The sequence below is a fragment of the Pseudomonas sp. MF09150 genome, from assembly GCF_059862355.1.
The window spans coordinates 538,044-560,294 of sequence record NZ_JCBCUS010000004.1; the positions used below are offsets into that span (position 1 = coordinate 538,044).

Annotated in this window: 20 protein-coding genes and 1 pseudogene; 9 read left to right on the forward strand and 12 right to left on the reverse strand. The window is 63.9% G+C overall.

Annotation, left to right across the window (positions count from 1 at the left end; genetic code table 11):
- Positions 1-11: 11 nt before the first annotated feature.
- The 3 genes and pseudogenes from AC19YX_RS18730 to AC19YX_RS18740 all read right to left on the reverse strand — a co-directional run.
- Entirely contained in the window at positions 12-608 is a 597-nt protein-coding gene (locus tag AC19YX_RS18730; protein WP_078472482.1) for a flavin reductase family protein, read from the reverse strand.
- Between the two features lie 132 nt (positions 609-740).
- Entirely contained in the window at positions 741-1,172 is a 432-nt protein-coding gene (locus tag AC19YX_RS18735) for a methyl-accepting chemotaxis protein (RefSeq protein WP_371106533.1), read from the reverse strand.
- Between the two features lie 114 nt (positions 1,173-1,286).
- Positions 1,287-2,105 (reverse strand): annotated as a pseudogene (locus tag AC19YX_RS18740) (PAS domain-containing protein); the annotation flags it as partial.
- 166 nt (positions 2,106-2,271) lie between these two features.
- Between AC19YX_RS18740 and AC19YX_RS18745 the strand changes: the two are divergent.
- Positions 2,272-2,781, forward strand: a complete 510-nt coding sequence (locus AC19YX_RS18745) for a RidA family protein (RefSeq protein WP_500606750.1) — start codon at positions 2,272-2,274, stop codon at positions 2,779-2,781.
- A 15-nt stretch (positions 2,782-2,796) separates the two neighbouring features.
- Here AC19YX_RS18745 and AC19YX_RS18750 read toward each other — a convergent pair whose 3' ends face one another.
- Positions 2,797-3,129 carry a DUF2790 domain-containing protein gene (locus AC19YX_RS18750; protein ID WP_500606751.1) on the reverse strand — a complete coding sequence of 111 codons (333 nt, stop codon included), beginning with the start codon at positions 3,127-3,129 and terminating at the stop codon, positions 2,797-2,799.
- Between the two features lie 321 nt (positions 3,130-3,450).
- Between AC19YX_RS18750 and AC19YX_RS18755 the strand changes: the two genes are divergently transcribed.
- From AC19YX_RS18755 to AC19YX_RS18765, 3 genes are all read left to right on the forward strand, one after another.
- On the forward strand, positions 3,451-4,779 hold the full coding sequence (locus tag AC19YX_RS18755) for an OprD family porin (RefSeq protein ID WP_201127962.1): 1,329 nt from the start codon (positions 3,451-3,453) through the stop codon (positions 4,777-4,779).
- A gap of 178 nt (positions 4,780-4,957) precedes the next feature.
- Positions 4,958-5,179, forward strand: coding sequence for a hypothetical protein (locus tag AC19YX_RS18760; RefSeq protein WP_078472487.1), 222 nt, complete (start codon positions 4,958-4,960; stop codon positions 5,177-5,179).
- Positions 5,180-5,414: 235 nt separating this feature from the next.
- Positions 5,415-5,873: an REP-associated tyrosine transposase gene (locus tag AC19YX_RS18765; RefSeq protein WP_500606752.1), complete on the forward strand. Its 459-nt coding sequence runs from the start codon at positions 5,415-5,417 to the stop codon at positions 5,871-5,873.
- A 122-nt stretch (positions 5,874-5,995) separates the two neighbouring features.
- On the opposite strand, the gene AC19YX_RS18770 is transcribed toward AC19YX_RS18765, so the two are convergent.
- The 3 genes from AC19YX_RS18770 to AC19YX_RS18780 all read right to left on the reverse strand — a co-directional run bounded on the left by AC19YX_RS18770 (position 5,996) and on the right by AC19YX_RS18780 (position 11,732).
- A complete protein-coding gene (locus AC19YX_RS18770; RefSeq protein ID WP_500606753.1) occupies positions 5,996-9,142 on the reverse strand; it encodes a CusA/CzcA family heavy metal efflux RND transporter in 3,147 nt (1,048 codons plus the stop codon).
- Between the two features lie 25 nt (positions 9,143-9,167).
- A complete protein-coding gene (locus AC19YX_RS18775) occupies positions 9,168-10,337 on the reverse strand; it encodes an efflux RND transporter periplasmic adaptor subunit (protein ID WP_078472490.1) in 1,170 nt (389 codons plus the stop codon).
- Positions 10,338-10,472: 135 nt separating this feature from the next.
- The gene (locus AC19YX_RS18780) at positions 10,473-11,732 is read right to left on the reverse strand and encodes a TolC family protein (protein ID WP_500606754.1); all 1,260 of its coding nucleotides are present in this window, start codon (positions 11,730-11,732) and stop codon (positions 10,473-10,475) included.
- 406 nt (positions 11,733-12,138) lie between these two features.
- Between AC19YX_RS18780 and AC19YX_RS18785 the strand changes: the two genes are divergently transcribed.
- Entirely contained in the window at positions 12,139-12,813 is a 675-nt protein-coding gene (locus AC19YX_RS18785) for a heavy metal response regulator transcription factor (protein ID WP_078472515.1), read from the forward strand.
- 15 nt (positions 12,814-12,828) lie between these two features.
- Here AC19YX_RS18785 and AC19YX_RS18790 read toward each other — a convergent pair whose 3' ends face one another.
- The gene (locus AC19YX_RS18790; protein WP_500606755.1) at positions 12,829-13,728 is read right to left on the reverse strand and encodes a cation diffusion facilitator family transporter; all 900 of its coding nucleotides are present in this window, start codon (positions 13,726-13,728) and stop codon (positions 12,829-12,831) included.
- A 261-nt stretch (positions 13,729-13,989) separates the two neighbouring features.
- Here AC19YX_RS18790 and AC19YX_RS18795 point away from each other — a divergent pair, with 261 nt between their 5' ends.
- Together AC19YX_RS18795 and AC19YX_RS18800 are read left to right on the forward strand one after the other, a co-directional pair.
- The gene (locus AC19YX_RS18795) at positions 13,990-15,360 is read left to right on the forward strand and encodes a GntT/GntP/DsdX family permease (protein WP_078472493.1); all 1,371 of its coding nucleotides are present in this window, start codon (positions 13,990-13,992) and stop codon (positions 15,358-15,360) included.
- 98 nt (positions 15,361-15,458) lie between these two features.
- Positions 15,459-15,887 (forward strand): lysozyme inhibitor LprI family protein, encoded by a 429-nt coding sequence (locus tag AC19YX_RS18800; RefSeq protein ID WP_500606756.1) that lies wholly within the window; start codon positions 15,459-15,461, stop codon positions 15,885-15,887.
- 18 nt (positions 15,888-15,905) lie between these two features.
- On the opposite strand, the gene AC19YX_RS18805 is transcribed toward AC19YX_RS18800, so the two are convergent.
- The gene (locus AC19YX_RS18805; protein WP_500606757.1) at positions 15,906-16,430 is read right to left on the reverse strand and encodes a hypothetical protein; all 525 of its coding nucleotides are present in this window, start codon (positions 16,428-16,430) and stop codon (positions 15,906-15,908) included.
- Positions 16,431-16,610: 180 nt separating this feature from the next.
- Complete coding sequence (locus AC19YX_RS18810; protein ID WP_078472495.1) at positions 16,611-17,924, reverse strand: MFS transporter; 1,314 nt, start codon at positions 17,922-17,924, stop codon at positions 16,611-16,613.
- A gap of 178 nt (positions 17,925-18,102) precedes the next feature.
- On the opposite strand from AC19YX_RS18810, the gene panB reads away from it, so the two are divergent.
- Positions 18,103-18,930 (forward strand): 3-methyl-2-oxobutanoate hydroxymethyltransferase, encoded by an 828-nt coding sequence (panB, locus tag AC19YX_RS18815; protein WP_020297707.1) that lies wholly within the window; start codon positions 18,103-18,105, stop codon positions 18,928-18,930.
- Here panB and AC19YX_RS18820 read toward each other — a convergent pair.
- Together AC19YX_RS18820 and AC19YX_RS18825 are read right to left on the reverse strand one after the other, a co-directional pair.
- On the reverse strand, positions 18,906-20,303 hold the full coding sequence (locus AC19YX_RS18820) for an aminotransferase-like domain-containing protein (protein WP_500606758.1): 1,398 nt from the start codon (positions 20,301-20,303) through the stop codon (positions 18,906-18,908). The two genes, panB and AC19YX_RS18820, sit on opposite strands and share 25 nt — an antisense overlap.
- A gap of 4 nt (positions 20,304-20,307) precedes the next feature.
- Positions 20,308-20,541, reverse strand: a complete 234-nt coding sequence (locus AC19YX_RS18825) for a Pathogenicity locus (RefSeq protein WP_078472498.1) — start codon at positions 20,539-20,541, stop codon at positions 20,308-20,310.
- A 115-nt stretch (positions 20,542-20,656) separates the two neighbouring features.
- On the opposite strand from AC19YX_RS18825, the gene AC19YX_RS18830 reads away from it, so the two are divergent.
- Positions 20,657-22,075, forward strand: a complete 1,419-nt coding sequence (locus AC19YX_RS18830) for a TIGR00366 family protein (protein ID WP_201127984.1) — start codon at positions 20,657-20,659, stop codon at positions 22,073-22,075.
- Positions 22,076-22,251 lie beyond the last annotated feature (176 nt).

Genomic DNA, 22,251 nt, shown 5'->3' on the forward strand with positions numbered 1-22,251 from the left:
CTGGAGCGGGCTCACGGCTTCAGCAACTGGCCGTCGAGCGGCGCGCCAATGGTCAGGAAATGGCCACCGGCCACGTGGTGCAAGGTGCGCAGCGCATCATGCCCTTCGAAGTGCCAGCGGCCGTCGCTGAACACCCGCGAGTCAGCCTGGGCGGCAATCACCTCGGCCAGGAACAGGTCGTATTGCTGATGGTTGTGCGGCTCGGGCAACAGCCGGCATTCGAGCCAGGCCACGCACCCTTCCAGCAGCGGCGCCTCGACCTGTTCACCGGCAAAGGTCTGTAGCCCGTAGGCCTGGAATTTATCGCCACCGCCCTGTTGCAGCTCCAGGCCCGAGGTGGAGCCGACGGTCTGCACGATATCGGCCTGGGCCGCGCAGGGCACGTTGAGCACGAAGGTGCCTGCGGCTTCCAGCAGTTGGCGGGTCCAGGTGGACTTGTCGAGCACCACCGCGACTTTCGGCGGCTCGAAATCCAGGGGCATGGCCCAGGCGGCGGCCATGATGTTGCGCTGCCCGTCGTGGGCGGCACTGACCAGTACGGTGGGGCCATGGTTGAGCAGGCGATAGGCCTTGGACAACGGCACCGGACGACGCTGGGATGGGCTCATGCTGGCTCCTTGGGCAAAAGCGCGATTGTAGCGGGATCTGTAATCGGCCTGGGCCAGCCCCCGGGCCCAGGCGATAAAAAACCCGCGTCGGTGCAGGACCGTACGCGGGTTGGATGGGGCCTGGGCCCGGGCTTAGGTGGAGAGTTGGTTGGCGAACTGCCCGACCGCGCTCACGACTTTTTGCGCGCCGTCCTGAATCTCGACAATCACCGTACCGGCTTCGGCAGCCAGGGCCAGCCCTTGTTCGGCCTGGCTTTGACCTTCGGCCATCAAGGCTACTGCATCGCGGGCCATGTCCTGGTTCTGACGCACCACGGCAACGATTTCTTCGGTGGCCTTGCTGGTGCGCGACGCCAGTTGCCGGACCTCGTCCGCCACCACCGCAAAGCCACGCCCCTGCTCACCGGCCCGCGCCGCTTCGATGGCTGCGTTGAGCGCCAGCAGGTTGGTCTGCTCGGCAATCCCGCTGATGGTCTTGACGATGGTGCCGATCACCAGCGACTGCTCATTCAGTGCCTCGATCCCGTCGCCGGCCTGCTGCATGTGCTTGGCCAGGTCGCGCATCACGTTCACTGCCTCGGTCACCACCGTGGTGCCACGCTGGGCACTATTGTCGGTTTGCAGCGAGGTGCTGTAGGCGATGTTGGCGGCTTCGGCGACGGCTATTTCCTGATTGACCTGATCGGTGATCACGGTGGCGAACTTCACCACCTTGTACAGCTTGTTGTTGGCGTCGAGCACCGGGTTGTAGGAGGCCTCGAGCCACACCACGCGACCATGGCTGTCGATCCGCTTGAAGCGCTCGGCAACGAACTCGCCATTGTTCAAGCGCTTCCAGAACGCCTGGTACGCGGCGCTGTTGTACTCCTCCGGCTCACAGAACATGCGGTGATGCTTGCCCTGGATCTGCGCCAGGGTGTAGCCCATGCCCTTGAGGAAGCGCTCGTTGGCCGTCAGCACGTGGCCATTGAGGTCGAACTCGATCACCGCGGTGGAGCGCACCAGGGCGCCGATCAGGTTTTCGTGCTCGCGCGAGGCCTCGATGGTGCGGGTCAGGTCGCTGCAGTAAATCGCGAAATACTTGATCCGCCCGGCCGCGTCACGAATCGGCTGCGAGATGGAGCGCAGCCAGGCTTCCTGGCCATTGCCGCGCAACAGGCGCACCGCGCCAGCGAAGTGTTCGCCACGGGTCAACGACACCTTGAAGCGTTTGTGAAACTCATCGCTTCGAACATGCTCAGGCACCAGGTCTTCCAGGGCCCGGCCGAGCAGATCGCCACTCTTGTAGAGCATCTCCTGAGCGAAGTTGTGGTTGACCGAGTGAATCCGTCCATCGGCATCCAGGGTGAGAACCATCATCTCGCTTTCGAGGCTTTCCTTGACTTGCTGCAGGCTCGAGAGTTCTTCGCGAAGAGCCGACAGCTCTTGCTTCAAGCGTTTGTTGAACATGGGATGCACCGATGGACTGAAATAAGTGGCAGTTCTGAGCCTAACCATCGGCGCTGAAAGTTTTTTCTGAAGAGCTATAGAGATTTGTCTGACAAAAATACTTTCAAGCGGCGAACCGGCCACACTCTGGAGCCCGGACAGGCCTCTTGCCTGGTATCAGGCAGAGGTTATAGTCGTGCCCGGCACAATCCACGCTGATCGACGGAGTTGAGTAATGGATGATTCACGCAAGGCGCTTTTCGACCAGGCTGCAGCCCAGGTCGGCCACAGTTTCGCAGGGGAGATGCGGATTGGCGGCAACTATGTCTCCACCGTGCAACATGGCGACGAGGTGTACGTCAGTGGCCAGATTCCGCGCATCGACAACACGGTGATGGTGGTCGGCCGGGTTGGTGCCGAGGTCTCCCTGGAGCAGGGACGGCACGCGGCACGGATCTGCACCCTGCGCGCGCTGGCCATTCTCCAGCAAACCCTGGGTGACCTGCAGCGCATCAAGAAGGTATTGCGCATCAACGTCTATGTGCAGAGCGCCGCCGACTTCACCCAACAGAGCGAAGTCGCCGACGCGGCGTCCGACCTGCTGTACTCAGTGTTCGCCGAGGCTGGGGTGCACACCCGCACCTCCCTGGGGGTGTACCAGCTGCCGAAAAATGCATCGGTGGAAGTGGACATGATCGTCGCCCTCGAACCGGCCCTGGCGCCCCACGAAACCACCGAAGATTGAGGCCCGCGCGCGGGGTTAGCTGCCGTTGTTGCGGCACTGGCCCTGCACTTGATATTCGATGGTCCGCAGTTGCCCGGCGGAATCCTCGTAGGTCATGCGCGAGGGCACCAGGCCACAGGACTTGAGCGGCGGGGTCATGCTGACCACCCGGGAAATATCCAGGTTCATGCCATATCGATAGAGCTCGACCTTCGGCACCAACTTGCCCTGCTGTGTGGCGTAGCGCTCCATGGCTTGCTGGTTTGCGTCCATCGCGCGCTGGAACGTGCGCTCACCGCCGCCCTCGGCCCACGCCACGGATGACAGGCCCAATACCCACGCGGCGATCACTGACTGGATTGCTTTCACGATTGTTTCCTCGTCTGGATGACGCTGGCGAGGATATCCAGCCGACCCTGTCAGGGTGATCTCGGCCTCCTTACATTTCTGTCATCCAGCTCCGCCCTCCAGCACCGGCCCCGAAAACAGCGCGGTTCTGCCAAGCGCACGGGCCGTGCTGCCTGCCGTTCTTGCAAAATTGTAATCCACCCGTCACTCCGGGGTTATCTGCCGTTTGCAACTATCCGCGCTGGCTCCCCGTGCGGCTTTTGGCGCGGCCGCGAGCAGACCAATAAGAACGTCTCTGACGATAAAAAAGTTGATAGCTGCCACCCTTCAGGAGCGAAATTCATGCGTACTCAAACCCGCTTGTCGTTGTCCGTTTTCTGCGCGGCACTGGGGCTTGGCCCGGTGTCGGTCAATGCGGCCGACGACAAGCCCGAAGGCTTTATCGAAGGCAGCAGCCTCAACGTGCTGGCCCGTAACTTCTACTTCAATCGCGATGACCGCAAAGGCCAGTCCAGCCCCACCGGCAACGGTTACTCCGAGGCCTGGGCCCAGGGGCTGATCGGCCGTTTCGAATCCGGCTTTACCCAGGGCACGGTAGGTCTTGGCCTGGATGCATTTGCCATGTACGGCTTCAAGCTCGATTCGGGAGCCGGACGCAGCGGCGGGGGCGGCTCGTTCGGTGTGCTGCCGGTCGACAGCGACAATCGCCCGGCTGACGATTACGCCAAGGTCGGTGGCGCGGCAAAAATGCGCCTGCTGGACACGGTGGTCAGGGTGGGCGACGTGTTCCCGAAAACCCCGGTGGTGCACTACGGAGATTCGCGGCTGCTGCCCGAGAGCTTTCGCGGCGCCACCTTTGAAAACACCAGCCTCGAGGGCCTGACCCTGCAAGGCGGACGACTGCACGCCATGAGCCAGCCCGACAGCAGCGGCATGCGCGATGGCTTCGCGACCTTCTACGCGGGCAAGGTCGATTCGCCGTGGGTCGGTTATTTCGGCGGCGATTACCAGCTCAACCCCAACCTCAGTTTCAGCCTCTACAGCAGCCGCCTGAAAGACGCCTGGGACCAGCACTACTTCGGTACCGCGGCGAACTATCCCCTCACCGAGAACCTGGCGCTGTTCGCCGGTTTCAACTACTACAAGGCGGTCGACGAGGGCAAAAAACGGCTCGGCGAATTCGACAACAACATCTGGAGTGCCAAGGTCGGCGCAACCTATGGCGCCCATACCCTGGCCCTGTCCCACCAGCGCAACAATGGCGATGACGACTTCGACTACCTGCGCCAGTCGGACTCGATTTTCCTCGACAACTCGATCCAGTACAGCGACTTCAACTCGCCCAAGGAACGTTCGTGGATGGTGCGCTACGACCTCGACATGCAGACCTTCGGCATTCCCGGCCTGTCGTTCATGACCCGCTACGGCAAAGGCACCGGCGCCGACTACAGCAACGCCAATTCGGTGTACATGCGTCGCGATGCGGCGGGCGACCCGCTGACCGACCAGCGCCGCTGGGAGCGCGATATCGAAGCCAAGTACGTGGTGCAGGAAGGCAGCCTCAAGGACCTGTCGCTGCGCATCCGCCAGGCGACGATTCGCTCCAGCCGCTTTGAGTCCGACCTCGAGGAATTTCGCCTGATTGTCGAGTACCCGCTGGCGATTCTCTAAGCCTTGCGCCGGGCAGGTTCGGTGCCTGCCCGACGTTAAAACTTCTTCACAGACTCACACCTTTCAGAACTGTAATATCGGCCTCACCTTCTCGTTAGGTTGTGCTCCATATACTCCAGAACAGGTTCAAGCCCGCAGCCTTCCCGCTGCCGGCAGGGCCCTTTACAGGAGTCATAGCATGCAGCCTGCCCAACTGTTTTTGATCGGCCTTCTGGCCACGATCACCACCGCCGCACTGGCCGCTGATGGCAGCGAACGCTCCCAGCTGGCACGGGACAGTTTCCTGCTCGGACAGGAACAGATCCACGGCGACAACAACCAGCAAGTCGCCGCCAGTGGCAGCGAAGACAGACCCGAACCCAGCGCCCCGAAGCCCTCCGCGGCTGACGAAAAAATCTGACGCAGGTTCCCCAGAGCACATTCATCTCTGAAGCGTTTTTGGATGCTCCTTTGGAAAGAGATGAATTTTTAACGCCCCATCAGGGGCGTTTTTTTTTGCCCTCATCTTCCCCGGTTCCTGTAGTCGCTACCGCCAGGCTCGACGACAGGACATATCTGCTTATCGGTTACTTCTGTTAACCGGAGGTCTCGGAACTAGGGCGAAGGTTCATGCACCCGCTCTCGAGGGCAAGGGAGTGTTTTTCCGAACCAAGGGGCATCACCTGCTCAAGGGGCGCCACGCACAAATCGGCCAGCTCTATTCCGTAACGGCCATGACAGAGCAGCGAAACCCCATATTCCGCGACGTCCACCTGGGGCACCTGGTGGTCGACCAACTGCGCAGCCAGGACCAAGTCGGGCCTACACATTCCCTGGCCTGGGTGATCATGCCCGACCCCATTCATGGGTTGTTCGAGTTGCAGGCGCGCTCGCTTGGTGTGGTGATGTGCCAGCTCACATCCAGAAGCAGCTTGAGCCTTAATCCAACACCCCACAGCCACGGCCGCGTCTGGCAAAAGGGTTACCACAAACGCGCCGTACGCCAGGACGAAGACCTTAAAACCATCGTCCGCTACATCACCTTCAACCCCGTGCGTGCGGGGCTGGCACGACGGGTCGGCGAATCCCCCCTATGGGATGCCGCCTGGCTCTAACACCATCGCTGTTAACACTGCCCCGGATAAGCGCCGTGGAGTGCCAGGTGTAACCACAGCGTTTTTGAGGGCCAGCGTCCGAACGCGGCCCGAGCCTTCGGCAGCGGCTACAGCGGCTGCGGTCATGTGGTTGGCTGTTCTTCCTTGCGGTGCGCCCAGTGGTAGAGGGCGGGCAGAACCAGGAGGGTGAGGATGGTCGAGGAGAGGATGCCGCCAATGACCACGGTGGCCAGGGGGCGCTGGACTTCGGCGCCGGTGCCGGTGGCCAGGGCCATGGGGATGAAACCCAGGGACGCCACCAGCGCGGTCATCAGGACCGGGCGCAGGCGGGTCAGTGCGCCTTCGTTGATCGCCAGCGCCAGGGGCCTTCCCTGCTCACGCAGGTTGCGGATAAACGCAATCATCACCAGGCCGTTGAGCACCGCCACGCCGGACAAGGCAATAAAGCCCACCCCGGCCGAGATCGACAGCGGAATGTCCCGCAACCACAGCGCCATGATCCCGCCCGTAAGGGCAAAGGGAATGCCGGTGAACACCAGCAGGCCGTCCTTGAGGTTGTTGAACATCATGAACAGCAAGCCGAACACCAGCAGCAGCGCCACCGGCACCACCACTTGCAGGCGCTGGGTGGCTTCCTGCAGTTGTTCGAACTGCCCACCCCAACTGGTCCAGTAGCCGGCGGGGACTTTCACTTCTGCGGCAATCCGCAGCGTGGCCTCGTCGACAAAGGAGCCGATATCACGCCCACGCACGTTAGCGCTGACGATCACCAGACGCTTGCCATTTTCGCGGCTGACCTGGTTCGGGCCCAGCACCAGGTCCAGGCTGGCCACCTCCGACAGCGCGACGAAGCCGATCTGCCCGGAATCACTGCCCGCCCGGGCCGGGGTCGGGATCAGCAGCCGCGACAGCCCGTCGATGTCGGTGCGCAAGGCATCCGAGAGGCGCACCACCATGTCGAAGCGCCGATCGCCTTCGTACAGCGTGCCGGCCTGGCGCCCGCCCACGGCCACGGCAATGGTGTCCTGCACGTCGCCGACATTGAGGCCGAAACGCGCAGCCTTGTCGCGATCGATATTGATGGTCAGCACCGGCAGGCCGGTGGTCTGCTCGACCTTGACCTCCGAGGCGCCATCGAGCTTCTGCAAGGTCTCGGCGATCTCGGCGGCAGTGCTGTTGAGCACCGCCATGTCATCGCCAAAGACCTTGACCGCGACATCGCTGCGCACCCCGGAAATCAGCTCGTTGAAACGCAGCTGAATCGGTTGCGACAGCTCATAGGCACTGCCCGGCACAATTGCGCTGGCACGCTGGATATCCGCGATCAGGGTTTCCCGCGACTTGCCCGGGTCCGGCCATTGCGCCTTGGGCTTGAGCATCAGGTAACTGTCGGAGATGTTCGGTGGCATCGGGTCGGAGGCGATTTCCGCCGTGCCGGTACGGGCGAACACCCGCTCGATTTCCGGCACCTGGGCCATCAGGGTCTGCTCCAGGCGCTGCTGCATCTCCACCGATTGCGTGAGGCTGGTGCCCGGTACGCGCAAGGCTTGCTGAGCGAAGTCGCCTTCGCTGAGGCTGGGGATAAACTCACTGCCCATGCGGCTCGCCACCAGCCCGGACCCAACCAGAGTCAGCAAGGCCAGGGCAAACGCCAGGGAGCGGTGGCCCATGACCCAATCGAGCACCGGTGCGTAAGCCCGGCGCGCGCTGCGCATGACCAGGTTTTCTTCTTCCTTGACCTTGCCGGTGACAAACAGGGCAATGGCCGCCGGAACGAAGGTCACCGAGAGAATCATCGCCCCCAGCAGCGCAATCACCACGGTGAAAGCCATGGGGTGGAACATTTTTCCGGCGACCCCGGTCAGGGCGAAAATCGGCAGGTACACCACCATGATGATCAACTGGCCGAAAATCAGCGCCCGCCGCGCCTCCTTGGCCGCGGCGAACACTTCATGCAGGCGTTCGGAGCGGGTGAGCATACGGCCGTGATGGCGCTGGGCATGGGCCAGACGGCGAATGGAGTTCTCGACGATGACCACCGCTCCGTCGACGATAATCCCGAAATCCAGGGCCCCCAGGCTCATCAGGTTGGCACTGACCCGGTTGCTGAACATCCCGGTAAAGGTGAACAGCATCGCCAGCGGGATCACCATCGCGGTAATCAATGCCGCGCGAATATTGCCCAGGAACAGGAACAGAATCACGATCACCAGCAACGCGCCTTCGAAGAGGTTTTTCTTCACCGTGGCGATGGCTTTTTCCACCAGGTTGGTGCGGTCGTACACGGTGACCGCCACCACCCCTGCGGGCAACGAACGATTGATCTCTTCAAGTTTTTTCGCCACGGCCAGGGACACGCTGCGGCTGTTTTCGCCGATCAGCATAAACACCGTGCCCAGCACCACCTCGCGCCCATTCTCGGTGGCGGCACCGGTGCGCAACTCGCGCCCGATCTGGACCTGAGCCACATTGCTCACGCGGATCGGCGTGCCGTCGCTGCTGCTGATCACGATGTTGGCAATGTCGTCGATCGAGGCCAGTTGGCCCGGGGCGCGAATCAGCAACTGTTCGCCGCTGCGCTCGATGTAACCGGCGCCGACGTTGGCGTTATTGCGCTCCAGTGCCGTCACCAGATCGTTCAGGGTCAGGCGGTAGGCGGCCAGGCGCTTGGGGTCGGGGGCGATCTGGTATTCCTTGGCAAAGCCGCCGATGGTGTTGATCTCGGCCACCCCCGGCACGTTGCGCAATTGCGGTTTGATGATCCAGTCCTGGATCACCCGCAGGTCGGTCGGCGTGTACGCTGTCCCGTCGTCCTTGAGCGCGCCCTCCTTGGCCTCCACGGTCCACAGGAAGATTTCCCCAAGCCCGGTGGAGATCGGCCCCATCAGCGCCTCGACGCCCGCCGGCAATTGCTCGCGCGCCACCTGCAGGCGCTCGTTGACCAGTTGCCGGGCGAAGAACAGGTCGGTGCCGTCCTTGAAGATCACCGTCACCTGGGACAACCCCGAGCGCGACAGCGAGCGGGTCTGTTGCAACCCGGGCAGGCCGGCCATGGCGGTCTCGATGGGAAAGGTGATGCGCTGCTCGGTTTCCAGCGGTGAGAACCCGGCCGCCGCCGAGTTGATCTGCACCTGCACGTTGGTGATGTCCGGCACCGCGTCGATCGGCAGTTTCTGATAACTGGCGATGCCCACCCCGGCCATCAGCAGCACCGCCAGCAACACGATGATGCGCTGCTCGATGGCGAATTGAATGATGCGTTCAAACATGTGAAATCACTCTATGAGGGGCCATTCAATGGCTGTGTTCGGCCGAGCCTTTGCCCAGTTCGGACTTGAGGGTGAAGCTGCCGTTGCTGGCCACCTGGGCGCCGGCCGCCAGGCCCTGCTTGATTTCAACCACGCCGTCCTGGCTGGCTCCGGTCACGACCGCCTGAGCCATGAAGCCGTGGTCGACCCGCACGAACACCGAGGGTTGCCCTTCCACGGTCTGAATCGCCGCCTGGGGCACCGTGACCGCCGCCTCATAGCTGTCGGTGGCCACCTGCACCGCGACAAACAGGCCCGGGCGCCAAGTGTCCTGAGGGTTGGCGACGCTGACCCGGACCGTGGCGGTACGGCTCTGCTCGCCGAGCAGGCTGCCGACATAGGCCACCTGGCCCTGCACCTGGGTCCCCAATTCACTGGAACTGACGGTCACCGCCTGGCCGACCCGAACCTTGTCCAGGTCCTTGGGAAACACGCCAAACGTGACCCAGACCCGGGACAGGTCGGACAGGGTGAAAGCGGCGCTGGACTCATTGACCACCTCCCCCAGGCTCAGGTGTTTTTCCACCACCACGGCGTCGAACGGCGCGCGCATTTCATAGCGGTTGCCGCCCACCAACTGGGCGCTGCCGCTCAGAGCGTTCATCTTCTGCCGCGCATTGGCCTGGGCAATCTCGGCCTCTTGCAGTGCCTGGCGGGCCAACAGGTAATCCTGCTCGGCGGCAATCTGCTCGACCCACAATTGGCGCTCGCGCTGGAAAGTGGTGCGGGCCAGTTGCACCCGGCGCTCGGCGGCGGCCAGCTCACTGCGCTGATCGGAGATCTGCTGGCTGGCGATCACTGCCAACAGGTCGCCGCGCTTGACCGCCTGGCCCAGGTTGACCTGCACCGACTCCACCACGCCGGCAGCTCGCGGCACCATGTGCGAGGTGCGGTCCTCGTCGAAGCGCACCTCGCCCGGCAGCGCCAGCAAGGTACTGAGGCGGCGCGGCTGGGCCTCGGCCAGCTCGATGCCGGCGGCTTGAATCTGCTGCGCGCTGAGTTCGAGCAGCCCCTCTTCCTCGGCATGCTCTTCAGGCGCGGGTTCGACATTGGCCGCTGGGGCCTGGCCCTCGGCCCGTTGCTGCAACAGCAGCCCGGCCAGGCCCAGCGCTGCGACCAGGCCGAAGGCGATGGCAATGCTTCGTTTGTTGTTCATGGGTGCTCCTGAAAAAACGCTGTGCCGCCGGCGAACAACGCTGCGGCGCCTAAGGTTTGCAGTGATGGAAAACGACTGGCGGCGCTGCTCCAGGAATTGCGCCAGGGATTGCGCACGCTCAGCGGCAATGGGTTGTCAGCGGCTGCGGTCAAGCAGCGTCAGGTCGCCGTAGATGCGTTCGATGCGCACCCAGGCCTCGGTGGTTTGCGCCAGCGCCATCAGGTATTGGCGGCGGGCCTCGATCAGGGTGCGCTGGGCATCGAGGACTTCGAGGAAGTTGAACTTGCCCATCTGAAAGCCGCGGGTGGCGCTGTCCACGGCGTTTTGCGCGGCGGGCAGAATCACCCGGTTGAACGACTGCACCTCGTTCTCGGCCGTGGCCCACTGGTCCAGGGCATCGCGGGTTTCACCGCGCAGGCGCAGCTCGGCGGCGTTGCGCAGATCCCGGGCCTGGTCGGCACGGCGCGCGGCCGACAGCACATTGCCCTGGTTGCGGTTGAACAACGGAATCGGCATCGACAGCCCCACCAGGTTGACCCGCTCGCGAGCGCTGGCGTCGTACTGGCTGCCCAGGCTGATATCCAGGTCGGGAATGCGCTGGGACTTTTCCAGGCCCAGGGCCGCTTCCCCCTGCACGATCGCCATCTCGGCCAGGCGCAATTCGACCGTTTGCTCCAGCCGAGCCAGCAACGCAGTGGCGGCCGGCACGCTCGGCAGCAACTGGGATGGGGCCTGAACCGCGCTGAACCCTACAGTGGATGCACCACTGACCGTGGCCAGGCGCCGATAGGCGTTGCCCTGATCCATGTGCGCGCGGTTGGACTCCAGGCGCATCTGCGACAGCTGCACCTGCGCCCGTGCCGCTTCCACCGGCGAAGCCTTGCCCGCGGTCACCCGGCCCTGGGCCACGTTCAGGCCGCGCTCGGCCAGGGCCAGGGAACGTTCGGCCAACTGGCTGCGCTCCTGGGCACGCAAGGCTGCATAAAAAGCCTCGATCACCTCAGCGCGCAGCAGATTGCGCCGCCGTTCCAGCTCCAGGTCCACCGCGTCCTGGCCACGGCTGGCGACTTCGACCCGTGCCCCGCGCTTGCCTCCCAGTTCCAGGGTCTGGCTGAGCTTGATGGCCGTGGTGCGCGAATCGCGGCGAGTGTCTTCGGCATCCAGCGCCAGCACCGGGTTGGGGATAAGTCCGGCCTGTTGTCGAGCGCCCTGGGCAATCTCGACGTCCCAGCGCGCCGCGGCCAGCTCCGGGTTGTTGGCGACGGCGGTCTGCAGGGCCTGGTCCAGGCTCAATGCCTCGGCGGCCCGGGCCTGTTCAAGCGCCACGCTGGCCAATAACAGGGCGCCAGACAGGGCCACCAGGCGCCGCAGGGAAATTCTCATGGTGATGGGCATAACCGATTCAGGCCTGTGCACAAGCAGTGTTGCCGCAACGGTTGAAACAGCAGAGACCGGCCAATCATCCAAGGCATTCGCACCGGCCTGCTGAGTCAACACTGCGCCCCGCTCAATCATTAAAAGGGAGGGTATTGAATGCCGGCCAAATGTAGCGTCGGGTACTTATCAACAGGGTGGCGCAAAGATTACAAATCCGTTAGCCAAGGCTCTGGCTCAAGGTTCTGTATTAGTATCCGGTCCCTCAAACAGCGCCGGATCGACGCCTTCCCTGCGGTGTATTTCGCATCCGGAAATACCTCGGCGGCCGATGCTTGATCCCCCACCAAAACCACAACGACCTGGGGTAGGCCGGCATCACGTGTTCGAGTCGCAACTGCCTTTCAACTCCGAGATCTCACTCCGCATGCGCATCCTGGTTATCGAAGACGAACCCAAAACTGCCGATTACCTGCATCAAGGGCTGTCCGAAAGCGGCTATGTCGTGGACTGCGCCAGCAATGGCGCGGACGGTCTGCACCTCACCCTGCAGCACGCCTATGACCTGGTGATTCTCGACGTCAACCTGCCGCTGCTGGATGGCTGGGGCGTGCTGCAACGCATACGCGAAAGCAGCCCCACGCGGATCATGATGCTCACCGCCCTGGGGCGCCTGGCCGACAAGATCAAAGGCCTGGACCTGGGCGCCGATGATTACCTGGTCAAGCCGTTCGAGTTCCCCGAACTGCTGGCCCGGGTCCGCACCTTGATGCGCCGCAGTGAACAGCCACCGGTCCCGGATGTGTTGCGAGTGGCCGACCTGGAGCTGGACCAGGGCCGCCACCGGGCCTTTCGCGGCAAGCAGCGCATCGACCTGACCACCAAGGAGTTCGCCCTGCTGCACCTGCTGATGCGCCAGAGCGGCGTGGTGCTGTCGCGCACGCAGATCATCTCGTTTGTCTGGGACATGAATTTCGATTGCGACACCAACGTGGTCGAGGTGTCGATCCGCCGCCTGCGGGCGAAGATCGACGACCCGTTCGACAGCAAGCTGATCCACACCCTGCGCGGTGTCGGGTACGTGCTTGAGGAACGTGAGTGAGCGACTGTCGGGCGCCTACTCGGGCCCATGGTCGTGCTGATGAAAGCCGCTCTGCTCGACCTGGATGGTCACGTGGGAAATGGCAAAGCGCTCCTGCACCCACTCCGTGACTTCGGCCAGCACCTGTTGTTCGGTGCGCTGCGAGAGATCCACCACCAGGTGCGCACTGAGCACGTTCTTGCCGCTGGTGAGGGCCCAGATGTGCAGATCATGCACGTCACTGACCCCGCCCACGGCGCGAATGCCCTGCTCCACCTGATCGATATCGATGCCGTCGGGCACGCCCTGCAGCAGCACGTTCATGCTCTCCCTGAGCAGGGTCCAGGTGCGCGGCAAGACCCAGAAACCGATGCCAGCCGCTACCAGTGAGTCGACCCAGCCCCAGCCGGTGTAGAGGATCACCAAGGCCGCGACAATCACCCCGAGGGAGCCGAGCATGTCGCTCCAGACCTCCAGATACGCCCCTTTGACGTTCAGGCTCTGCTCGCTGGAAGACGCCAGCAGGCGCATCGAAATCAGGTTCACCACCAGCCCCAGTACCGCGATCAGCAGCATGCCGATGGACTGGATCTCGGCCGGCGACCGCAACCGCTGCCAGGCCTCGAACAGGATGTAGAACGCCACCACGAACAGCAGGATGGCGTTGAAGGCCGCCGCCAGAATCTCGAAGCGTGCATAACCGAAGGTGCGCTTGCGGTCGGCGGCGCGCTTGGCAACCTGGATCGCCACCAGGGAAATCGCCAGCGCCAGGGTGTCGGTCAACATGTGCGCGGCATCCGACAGCAGCGCCAGGCTGCCAGTGACAAAAGCACCAATGACCTCGGCCAGCATGAAGCTGGCGGTCAGCCCCAGGGCCATCCACAACGAGCGCTCGTGCCCTGCGCGTACTGGTCCGTGACTGTGCCCGGCCCCCATGGCGTTACCTCGTATTCCGCGAAATCGACGGCCTGATGATAGTTCGATTCGCGGCGCCTACCTGCCTGTCTGACGCAATCCTCATCCTGGCGTCATCCTGCGGTTATCCGGCTTGCTGCCGGGTGATGGCCGGAATCGTTAGCTGGCTAACAAATGCACCAAAACTGGGCAAAACCCATCGGGTCGGGGCGCGTCCGGTATGCTTCAAATCTACGAAACAAAACGTAACAATTAAACCTGGTCCGATAAGGAGCCCCCGCCTTGGATGTATCGACTGCTGCCTGGATGGTCCATGACACCCGCCTGATTCTCTGCTGCCTGCTGGCAATCGCCACCATCATCGTGTTGATCAGCGCGACCAAGCTGCCGCCTTTTCTGTCGATCCTGATCGGCACCTTCATCGCCGGGGTTGGCGCCGGCCTGCCGCCGGAAGAGGTGGCCAAGGCCTTCAGCAAGGGGGCCGGGGCCATTCTGGGCGAAGCCGGGATCATCATTGCCCTGGGCTCGATGCTCGGCGCCCTGATGGCCGAGTCCGGCGCCGCCGACCGGATCGCCTCTACCTTGCTCGGGCTGGGCAAGGGCCGCTCGCTGCCGTGGGTAATGGCCCTGGTGGCGATGGTCATCGGCCTGCCGCTGTTCTTTGAAGTGGGCCTGGTGATGATGGTGCCGATCATCTTCGTCATGGCTCGCCGCTCGGGGCAGCCGCTGTTGAAAATCGCCATCCCGGCCCTCGCCGGCATGACCACCCTGCACGCGCTGATGCCGCCCCACCCCGGCCCGCTGATTGCCGTCAGTGCCTTGCACGCCGACCTGGGCCTGACCATGTTGCTGGGGTTTTGCATCGCCATTCCTGCGGTGATCCTGGCCGGGCCGATCTATGGCAACTGGCTGTCCCGGCGCATGCACGTGGAGGAGCCGGCTGAGCTTGGCGCCCTGTTCAGCGCCCCGCCCAAGGCCCCGCGCCAGCCGAGCTTCGGCGTGTCGCTGCTGATTATCCTGCTGCCGGTGCTGCTGATGCTCGGCAGTACCCTGGCCAAGGTGGCAATGCCCCCTGAAAGCTCGGTTGCCCTGAGCCTGAAGTTTCTCGGTGAGCCCCTGGTGGCCCTGGGCATTGCGGTCATGGCAGCGGTGATCTGCCTGGGCTGGGCCAACGGCATGCCCCGTGAGGAAGTCGGCGGCACCCTGCGCAAAAGCCTGGCGCCGATTGCCGTGCTGCTGCTGACCATCGGCGCCGGCGGCGGCCTCAAGCAGACCCTGCTGGACGCCGGCGTCAGCCAGACCATCAGCAAGGTCGCCGAAGGCGCCCATATGCCGTACCTGCTCCTGGCCTGGCTGATTGCCGTGGCACTGCGCCAGGCCACCGGCTCGGCTACCGTGGCCACCACCACGACCGCCGGGATTCTTGCGCCGATGATGGCTGGCCTGGCCGCCACCCAAAGCTCGCTGGTGGCCCTGGCGATTGGCGCCGGCTCGGTGTTCTTCTGCCACGTTAACGATGCCGGGTTCTGGATGGTGCGCGAGTATTTCGGCCTGCAACTCAAGCAGACGCTGTGGGTCTGGTCGGTGTTGCAGAGCATTGTTTCGCTGGTCGGCCTGATCGGCACCCTGCTGTTCTGGTACGGCTTGCAGTAGCAGAGGCAAACCGCGGCATGCTGTGGCGCGCCAGGCGCCTGCCTGGCGGTGGCAGGCGCTGTAGAATGCCGGCTCTTTTATCCGCGCAAGGGCATGCCATGCTGCACCCGCTCCGGCTTTCACGGTTCTCCATCGCTCTGTTTACCCTACTGCTCGGCGTGGCATCGGCGGCCCTGGCAGATGACCTCGATTGTTCGCGGATCACCCTCGGCGCTCAGGTCGAGCGCTGTGCGCAGCTCGACAAGGATCGCGCCGATGCAGCCCTCAACGCCAGCTATCAGGCGCTGCTCGGGCGCCTGCAACACCAGTATCAGAGCCACCCGCTGCTGGAGCAGGATTACCTCGGCAAACTGAAAAATGCCCAACGGGCCTGGATCAAATACCGGGACACCAGTTGCGTGGTCGAGGCGTTTGAAGTGCAACCGGGAACGCCGGCCCACACCACCCTGATCAATACCTGCGTCAGCCGCCTGAGCCGTGAACGGGCGCGGGACCTGGACCGCTGGTTGCCGGAGTGCTGCAGCTGAGGTCGCGACCCGTCCCGGTCATTCGCCCTCGACCCGCAAGGGCCTGCGGCCGCGCCGTCCCCAGGCATACGCACCCAGGCTGGCCAAGGTGACGGCCCATGCGCCGTACAGCATGCTCAACGACGATTCATATTCGCGGCGACTGTCCCGGCAACTGCTGGCCGAGGTACACCGCGCGCGACACAGGGCCTCGCCCTCGCGACTGCAACTGAGCAGGTAGTGGCGCAGATGGCTGACGGTCAGCGTCTGGCCCTTGAACCGCGCCGGGTCCGCGTTCAATTGGCTGATACCGCGCGCAATCGTCAGTGCCAGCACCTCACCGCCTTCGGCTTCCTCAAGCAGGATCCGTCCGGGCCCCACCTCCAACACCCTAGCGCTGAAGGTCTCGACGCTGGCGCCCTCCAGGTCGTAGTCCGGTGCGCTCTGGGTCCACAGTTCGATACCGGCAAACACCAGGCCCAGCACGAACGACACCAGAGCCATCTGCAACAGCGGCTCCAGCGTGGAAAAGTCTCTCAAGGAACACAGCGTCGATCGACTCAAGACAGCCCCCGAAAAGCCCGTGCAGGCCACGGGTTCCGGGGAGATTAGCGGGTAAATCGCCCAGGACTGAAGGCAATTTTGCAGCGCCGTGGCAGGTAAAAACAGCAAGCCCTCGGCGAAGGCTCTAGCACGGGCCAGTCTCGAAATACGTCGATTCCGGGATGTCCCGCTTCGCCAGGATCAGCAGCCGGACGGCAGTGCCGAGCGTGTCTCACTGGGCAGGCGCGAACCGAAATACCCGGCGCTGACCACGCCCACCGCGCCCATCACCACGCAATAGATCACACACACCCATGGGCTCCAGGGCATCAGCGCGATCAACAGCAACGGCGTGGTGCTGGCCCAAAGGGCGTAGGCGATGTTGTAGGTAAAGGAGATGCCCGACACGCGGATCCGCGCCGGAAACAGGCTGACCATCACCGATGGCACCGCGCCGACCACGCCGCACCCGAGCCCGGCCACCGCGTAGGCCAGGCCGACCCACTGGCTGCCGCCGATCAGGCTGGCATACAGCAGGCCAATGCCCAGGGGCAGCAACAGGCTGTAGAGCATCACCGTGCGCCAGGCACCGATGCGGTCGACGATCAGCCCGGCCAGCACGCAGCCGATATTCAGGAACACGATGCCCAGGCTGCTCAGGGCGAAGGTATGGCTGGCGGTCATGCCGAAGGTTTTCTGCATCATGGTCGGCGTGATGACCACAAACACCACCACCGCCGAAGTCAGGACACAGGTCAGGATCAAGGCCGGCAACATCGCCAGGCGATGCTCGCGCAACACGGTGCGCAGCGGCAGCTCGGCGTCGGTTTCGCGGCGTGCCTGCATGGCCATGAACACCGGGGTTTCACTCAGCCAGCGGCGCAACCAGACGCCGATCACCCCGAAGAGCCCGCCCAGGAGGAACGGATAGCGCCAGGCCTGATCGAGAATCTCGGCCGGGGTGAACAGTTGGGCGAGCAGGGTCGCGGTCAGCGCGCCGATCAGGTAACCGAAGGTCAACCCGGCCTGCAAGAAGCCCAGGGCATAACCGCGATGGCCAGGCGGCGCGTGCTCGGCGACAAACACCCAGGCACTGGGCACTTCGCCGCCCACCGCGGCGCCTTGCAGCACCCGCAGCACCAACAACAGCAGCGGCGCGAAATAACCGATCTGTGCGTAGGTCGGCATGATGCCGATCAGCAGGCACGGCAGGGCCATCATCAGGATGCTCAGACTGAAGACCTTCTTGCGCCCCAGCCGATCGGCGAAGTGCGCCATCAGGATCCCGCCCAGCGGCCGCGCCAGGTAGCCGGTGACAAAGATCCCGAAGCTTTGCAGCAGACGCAGCCACTCAGGCATTTCCGGCGGGAAGAACAACTGGCTCAGGGTCAGGGCGAAGAACACGAAAATAATGAAATCGTAGATTTCCAGCGCGCCACCCAGGGCCGCGAGGCCCAGGGTTTTATAGTCGGACCGGGAAAACGGCGCCGGTCGCGTCTCTGGAGGCAAAGGCATAGCAGTCACTCTGTAGGGGGGACAGAAACCAAGGCGCCAATGGTCTACGCAAAAACAGCCCGGAACAACCCGAACCCGTAACTGGGTCTATTTTTAGCCAGTTTCTGTGCATTGAATCCCCTTGAGCAGCAGCAATAATCGGCAACTTTCCAAACCGCAGCAGAACAGGAAAGCCGCCATGAGCATCCATACCCGCACCCGCCGCCTGACCGTACCGCAACTGGTGGCGATGAAAGGCCGGCAGAAAATCGTCTCCCTGACCGCCTACACCAGCCACATGGCCCGGTTGATGGACCCGTTCGTCGACTTCGTGCTGATCGGCGACTCCACGGCCATGGTCGGCTACGGTCGCACTTCGACCCTGGACATGAGTCTTGAGGAAATCATCGCCCACAGCCGCGCCGTGGTCGCCAGCACCCGCCTGGCCTGTGTAATCGCCGACATGCCGTTTGGCAGTTATCAAGAGTCGCCGCAACAGGCCTACCGCAACTGCGCCCAGGTGCTGGCGCGCACCGGCTGCGACGCGATCAAGCTCGAAGGCGGCAAGGCCCTCGCGCCGACCGTGGAGTTTCTGGTGCAACGGGGCATTCCGGTGATGGCCCACATCGGCCTGATGCCGCAGTACGTCAACGCCATGGGCGGGTTCAAGGCTCAGGGCATGAGTGAAGCCACGGCCCGGGCGATCGAAGAAGACGCCCGTGCCCACCTCGCCGCGGGCGCTTTCAGCCTGCTGCTGGAAGGGGTGGCGGAACCGGTGGCCCGGCGCATCAGCGAGTTCTCGGCCATGCCAACCATCGGCATCGGCGCCTCCCCCGCCTGCGACGGCCAGGTGCTGGTCACCGAGGACCTGCTGGGCCTGGGCGGCGAGCAGGTGCCGCGCTTCGTCAAGCAATACGCCGACGCCGCCGCGCTGATCAGCCAGGCCTGCGAGCGCTTTGCCGCCGAAGTGCGCGATGGGCAGTTTCCCGAAGCGCGGCACTGCTATGGGGTCGAACAGGGTTCCTGATCGATGGCCTGGGCCAGGGCCTGAATGGCGCCGGGGATATCCTGGCGCCAGTCGAGGGTGTAGCTCAGGCGCAGGTGATGCCGCCACAGGCCTTGTTGGCTGAACATTGGCCCGGGGGAAATGACCAGGCCCTGGGCCAACAGGCGCTGGTACACCTGCAACATCTCCACCGGGCGCAGGGCCTCGACCCATAACGTCGCGCCACCGGCCGCCGGCTGTACCCGCAATTGCTGGGCGGCGTGCTCCTGAAGCAGACACTGCATCTGGCCCATGCGCTCGCGCAACAGCACCCGCAGTTTCAGCAAATGCTGGTCGACCCGCCCGGAGCTGAACAGCCGGGCCAGGGCCTGCTGACGCAGCGGCGACAGGCGAAAGGCACGCTCTAGAAACTGCCGATGCAGGCGCTGGCCATGGCCTCGGGTCAGGACGTAGCTGAACGGAGCCTCGGCGCCGATCTGCTTGTCGCACGTGGCAAACACCAATAGCCGCTCGGGGTTGGCGTAGTCACGAAAGCGCGCAGGGGCCGGGCTGAAACAAAACTCGCCATAGCTGTCGTTCTCGAACAGCCAGATGCCCCGCTCGTCCAGCCAGCGGCACAGCCGCTGTTTGTCGGCCGCCGGCATCAGGCTGCCGTGGGGCACGCTGAAGGTCGATGACAGCACCACCAGGCGCACCGGCTCACGTTGCAGGAGGTCTTGCAGCTGCTGTTGATCGAAACGCCCGGTGCGGTCGAGGGGCAGTTCGATGACCCGGATATTGGCGGCGCGCAGTTGGCGCAGCATCGCCCAGGAACAGGGCGACTCCACCAGCGCCACGCTGCCCGTCAGCTCCAGGGCATGCAGCGCCAGCTCCAGCAGGCTGCGCAGGTCCGGTCCCAGGTACACCTGTTCGGCCTGCCAATAGTCCGTGGTAGAGCGGGTATAGCGCTCGGCCAGGACGCTGCGCAGTTCGGGTTCGCCAAAGGGCTGGAACGGTGGCGCCTGGGAGCGCGGGTATTGTCGGGTCAGCTCGCGCTCGGTCATCAGTAGCGGATTTTCCAGGGACAGCAATATGGCCGGCGCATCGCTGCACAGCGCCAACATGCCGGGCTGGCGCGCCTGGGCATAGACACTGTCGATCAAGCTCGGCCCATCCACCGGCAGTTGCGACGGCGCCAGCGGCACCCGGAAATAGCCCTGTTTGGGCCGGGACTGGATGCGCCCCTGGTCTTCAAGCAAGGCGTAGGCATGCTTGATGGTCGAGATCGAGACCTTCAGCCGCAGCGCCAGGGCCCGCAGCGAGGGCAGGCGCTGCTCGGCCTCGCTGGCATTGTCGATCCACTCAACCAGGTAGCGGTACACCGCCTGATAGGCGAAGGGGGTTTCGCGGCTCACCGGCTCAGGCGTCCCTGGCCATGGCGATGGCGGCCTGGATCGCCGCGCGGGCCTGGGGGCTGTTTTTCCAGCAACTGGAGCCCACCAGCGACGCGGCCTGGGTGACGATCTCCAGGGCATCGGCCGCCGCCAACTGCGCCAGGGAGGTGAAGCCCAATTGTTCCAGGCGCGAAACCACGGTGGCTCCGACACCCTTGACCTTGAGCAGGGCCTGACGTTCTTCAGCGGGAAATGACATGTCCTTCAATCCTTTGCAGTGGTTCCCAATTGCCGCATTCTTGCACAGTTATCGGACGCCTCCTGCCCTGGCGCCCGACCTCCTGATTAAACATAAAAACACTTGAGGTATTTCCGTGTCCGCAGACATCGAAGACAGCCGCTCCGCCCGCTTTGCCCTGCGCTGTTCAAGCTGGGCCGAACGCTGGTTCCCCGACTCCTGGGTGTTCGCCGCGCTGGCGGTGATCATCGTCGCCCTCGCCACCCTGGCCATGGGCGCCAAGCCCACCGACGCCGCCATGGCGTTTGGCGACGGGTTCTGGAGCCTGATCCCGTTCACCATGCAGATGGCCTTTGTGGTGATCGGCGGCTATGTGGTCGCCAGTTCGCCACCGGCGGTGAAACTGATCGACAAACTGGCGCGCATCCCGAAAAACGGCCGTTCGGCCGTGGCCTGGGTAGCGCTGATCTCAATGGTCGCCTCCTTGCTCAACTGGGGCCTGTCCCTGGTATTCGGCGGCTTGCTGGTACGAGCCCTGGCCCGGCGCACCGACCTGCGCATGGATTACCGCGCCGCCGGTGCCGCCGCCTACCTGGGGCTGGGTGCCGTCTGGGCCCTGGGGCTGTCGTCGTCGGCCGCGCAATTGCAGGCCAACCCGGGCAGCCTGCCGCCGTCGATCCTGTCGATCACCGGGGTGATTCCCTTCACCCAGACCATCTTTCTCTGGCAGTCCGGCGTGTTGCTGCTGGCATTGATCGTGGTTTCGCTGGTCATCGCCTACGCCACCGCTCCCGGCCCGAATTCGGCCCGTGATGCCCAGGCCTGCGGCGTCGACCCCAGCTTCAGCATGCCGGCACCGCAACCGCGCACCCGCCCCGGGGAATGGCTGGAATACAGCCCGCTGCTGACCATTGCCCTGGTGGTCCTGGCGGGTGGCTGGCTGTTCCATGAGTTCTCGACCAAACCGGCGATCACCGCGATTTCCGGGCTCAATACCTACAACTTTCTGTTCCTGATGCTCGGCGCCCTGCTGCACTGGCGCCCGCGCAGCTTCCTCGATGCCGTGGCGCGCGCGGTGCCGACCACCACCGGGGTGCTGATCCAGTTCCCGCTGTACGGTTCGATTGCGGCCTTGATGACGGTGGTCAAGGGTGTCGACGGCCAGACGCTGGCCCACCATATCTCGACCTTTTTCGTGCAGATCGCCTCCCACGATACGTACGCGCTGCTGATGGGCGTGTACTCGGCGGTGCTGGGGTTCTTTATTCCCTCGGGCGGTGGCAAGTGGATCATCGAGGCGCCTTATGTGATGCAGGTGGCCAATGACCTGCAATACCACCTGGGCTGGGCAGTGCAAATCTACAACGCCGCCGAAGCGCTGCCGAACCTGATCAACCCCTTCTATATGCTGCCGCTATTGGGCGTGCTCGGGCTCAAGGCCCGGGACCTGATCGGCTTTTCCTTTGTGCAATTGCTGGTGCACGCGCCGTTGGTCCTGGTGCTGCTCTGGGCCTTGGGCACCACCCTGGCCTATACGCCACCGGTATTGCCCTGACCGCTTGGCGAGCGGGCGACGACGGCAGAGGCGCCGTCGCAGCCGGCTCGCCGAACATCCACCCCAGGACGGGCCCCGCTTACCGTCCTGTGCTTGGCTGGGCGACCGCAGCATTTGGCTTACAGTTATTTCGGACTTTTCCCCGCCAACTACAGCTTCATCCTAGATCCGCTTTG

Coding starts and splice junctions, on each gene's coding strand:
- AC19YX_RS18730 (WP_078472482.1), bottom strand. CDS start 608: ATGAGCCCATCCCAGCGTCGTCCGGTGCCGTTGTCCAAGGCCTATCGC.
- AC19YX_RS18735 (WP_371106533.1), bottom strand. CDS start 1,172: ATGCGCGACCTGGCCAAGCACATGCAGCAGGCCGGCGACGGGATCGAG.
- AC19YX_RS18745 (WP_500606750.1), top strand. CDS start 2,272: ATGGATGATTCACGCAAGGCGCTTTTCGACCAGGCTGCAGCCCAGGTC.
- AC19YX_RS18755 (WP_201127962.1), top strand. CDS start 3,451: ATGCGTACTCAAACCCGCTTGTCGTTGTCCGTTTTCTGCGCGGCACTG.
- AC19YX_RS18760 (WP_078472487.1), top strand. CDS start 4,958: ATGCAGCCTGCCCAACTGTTTTTGATCGGCCTTCTGGCCACGATCACC.
- AC19YX_RS18770 (WP_500606753.1), bottom strand. CDS start 9,142: ATGTTTGAACGCATCATTCAATTCGCCATCGAGCAGCGCATCATCGTG.
- AC19YX_RS18775 (WP_078472490.1), bottom strand. CDS start 10,337: ATGAACAACAAACGAAGCATTGCCATCGCCTTCGGCCTGGTCGCAGCG.
- AC19YX_RS18780 (WP_500606754.1), bottom strand. CDS start 11,732: ATGCCCATCACCATGAGAATTTCCCTGCGGCGCCTGGTGGCCCTGTCT.
- AC19YX_RS18785 (WP_078472515.1), top strand. CDS start 12,139: ATGCGCATCCTGGTTATCGAAGACGAACCCAAAACTGCCGATTACCTG.
- AC19YX_RS18790 (WP_500606755.1), bottom strand. CDS start 13,728: ATGGGGGCCGGGCACAGTCACGGACCAGTACGCGCAGGGCACGAGCGC.
- AC19YX_RS18800 (WP_500606756.1), top strand. CDS start 15,459: ATGCTGCACCCGCTCCGGCTTTCACGGTTCTCCATCGCTCTGTTTACC.
- AC19YX_RS18810 (WP_078472495.1), bottom strand. CDS start 17,924: ATGCCTTTGCCTCCAGAGACGCGACCGGCGCCGTTTTCCCGGTCCGAC.
- panB (WP_020297707.1), top strand. CDS start 18,103: ATGAGCATCCATACCCGCACCCGCCGCCTGACCGTACCGCAACTGGTG.
- AC19YX_RS18825 (WP_078472498.1), bottom strand. CDS start 20,541: ATGTCATTTCCCGCTGAAGAACGTCAGGCCCTGCTCAAGGTCAAGGGT.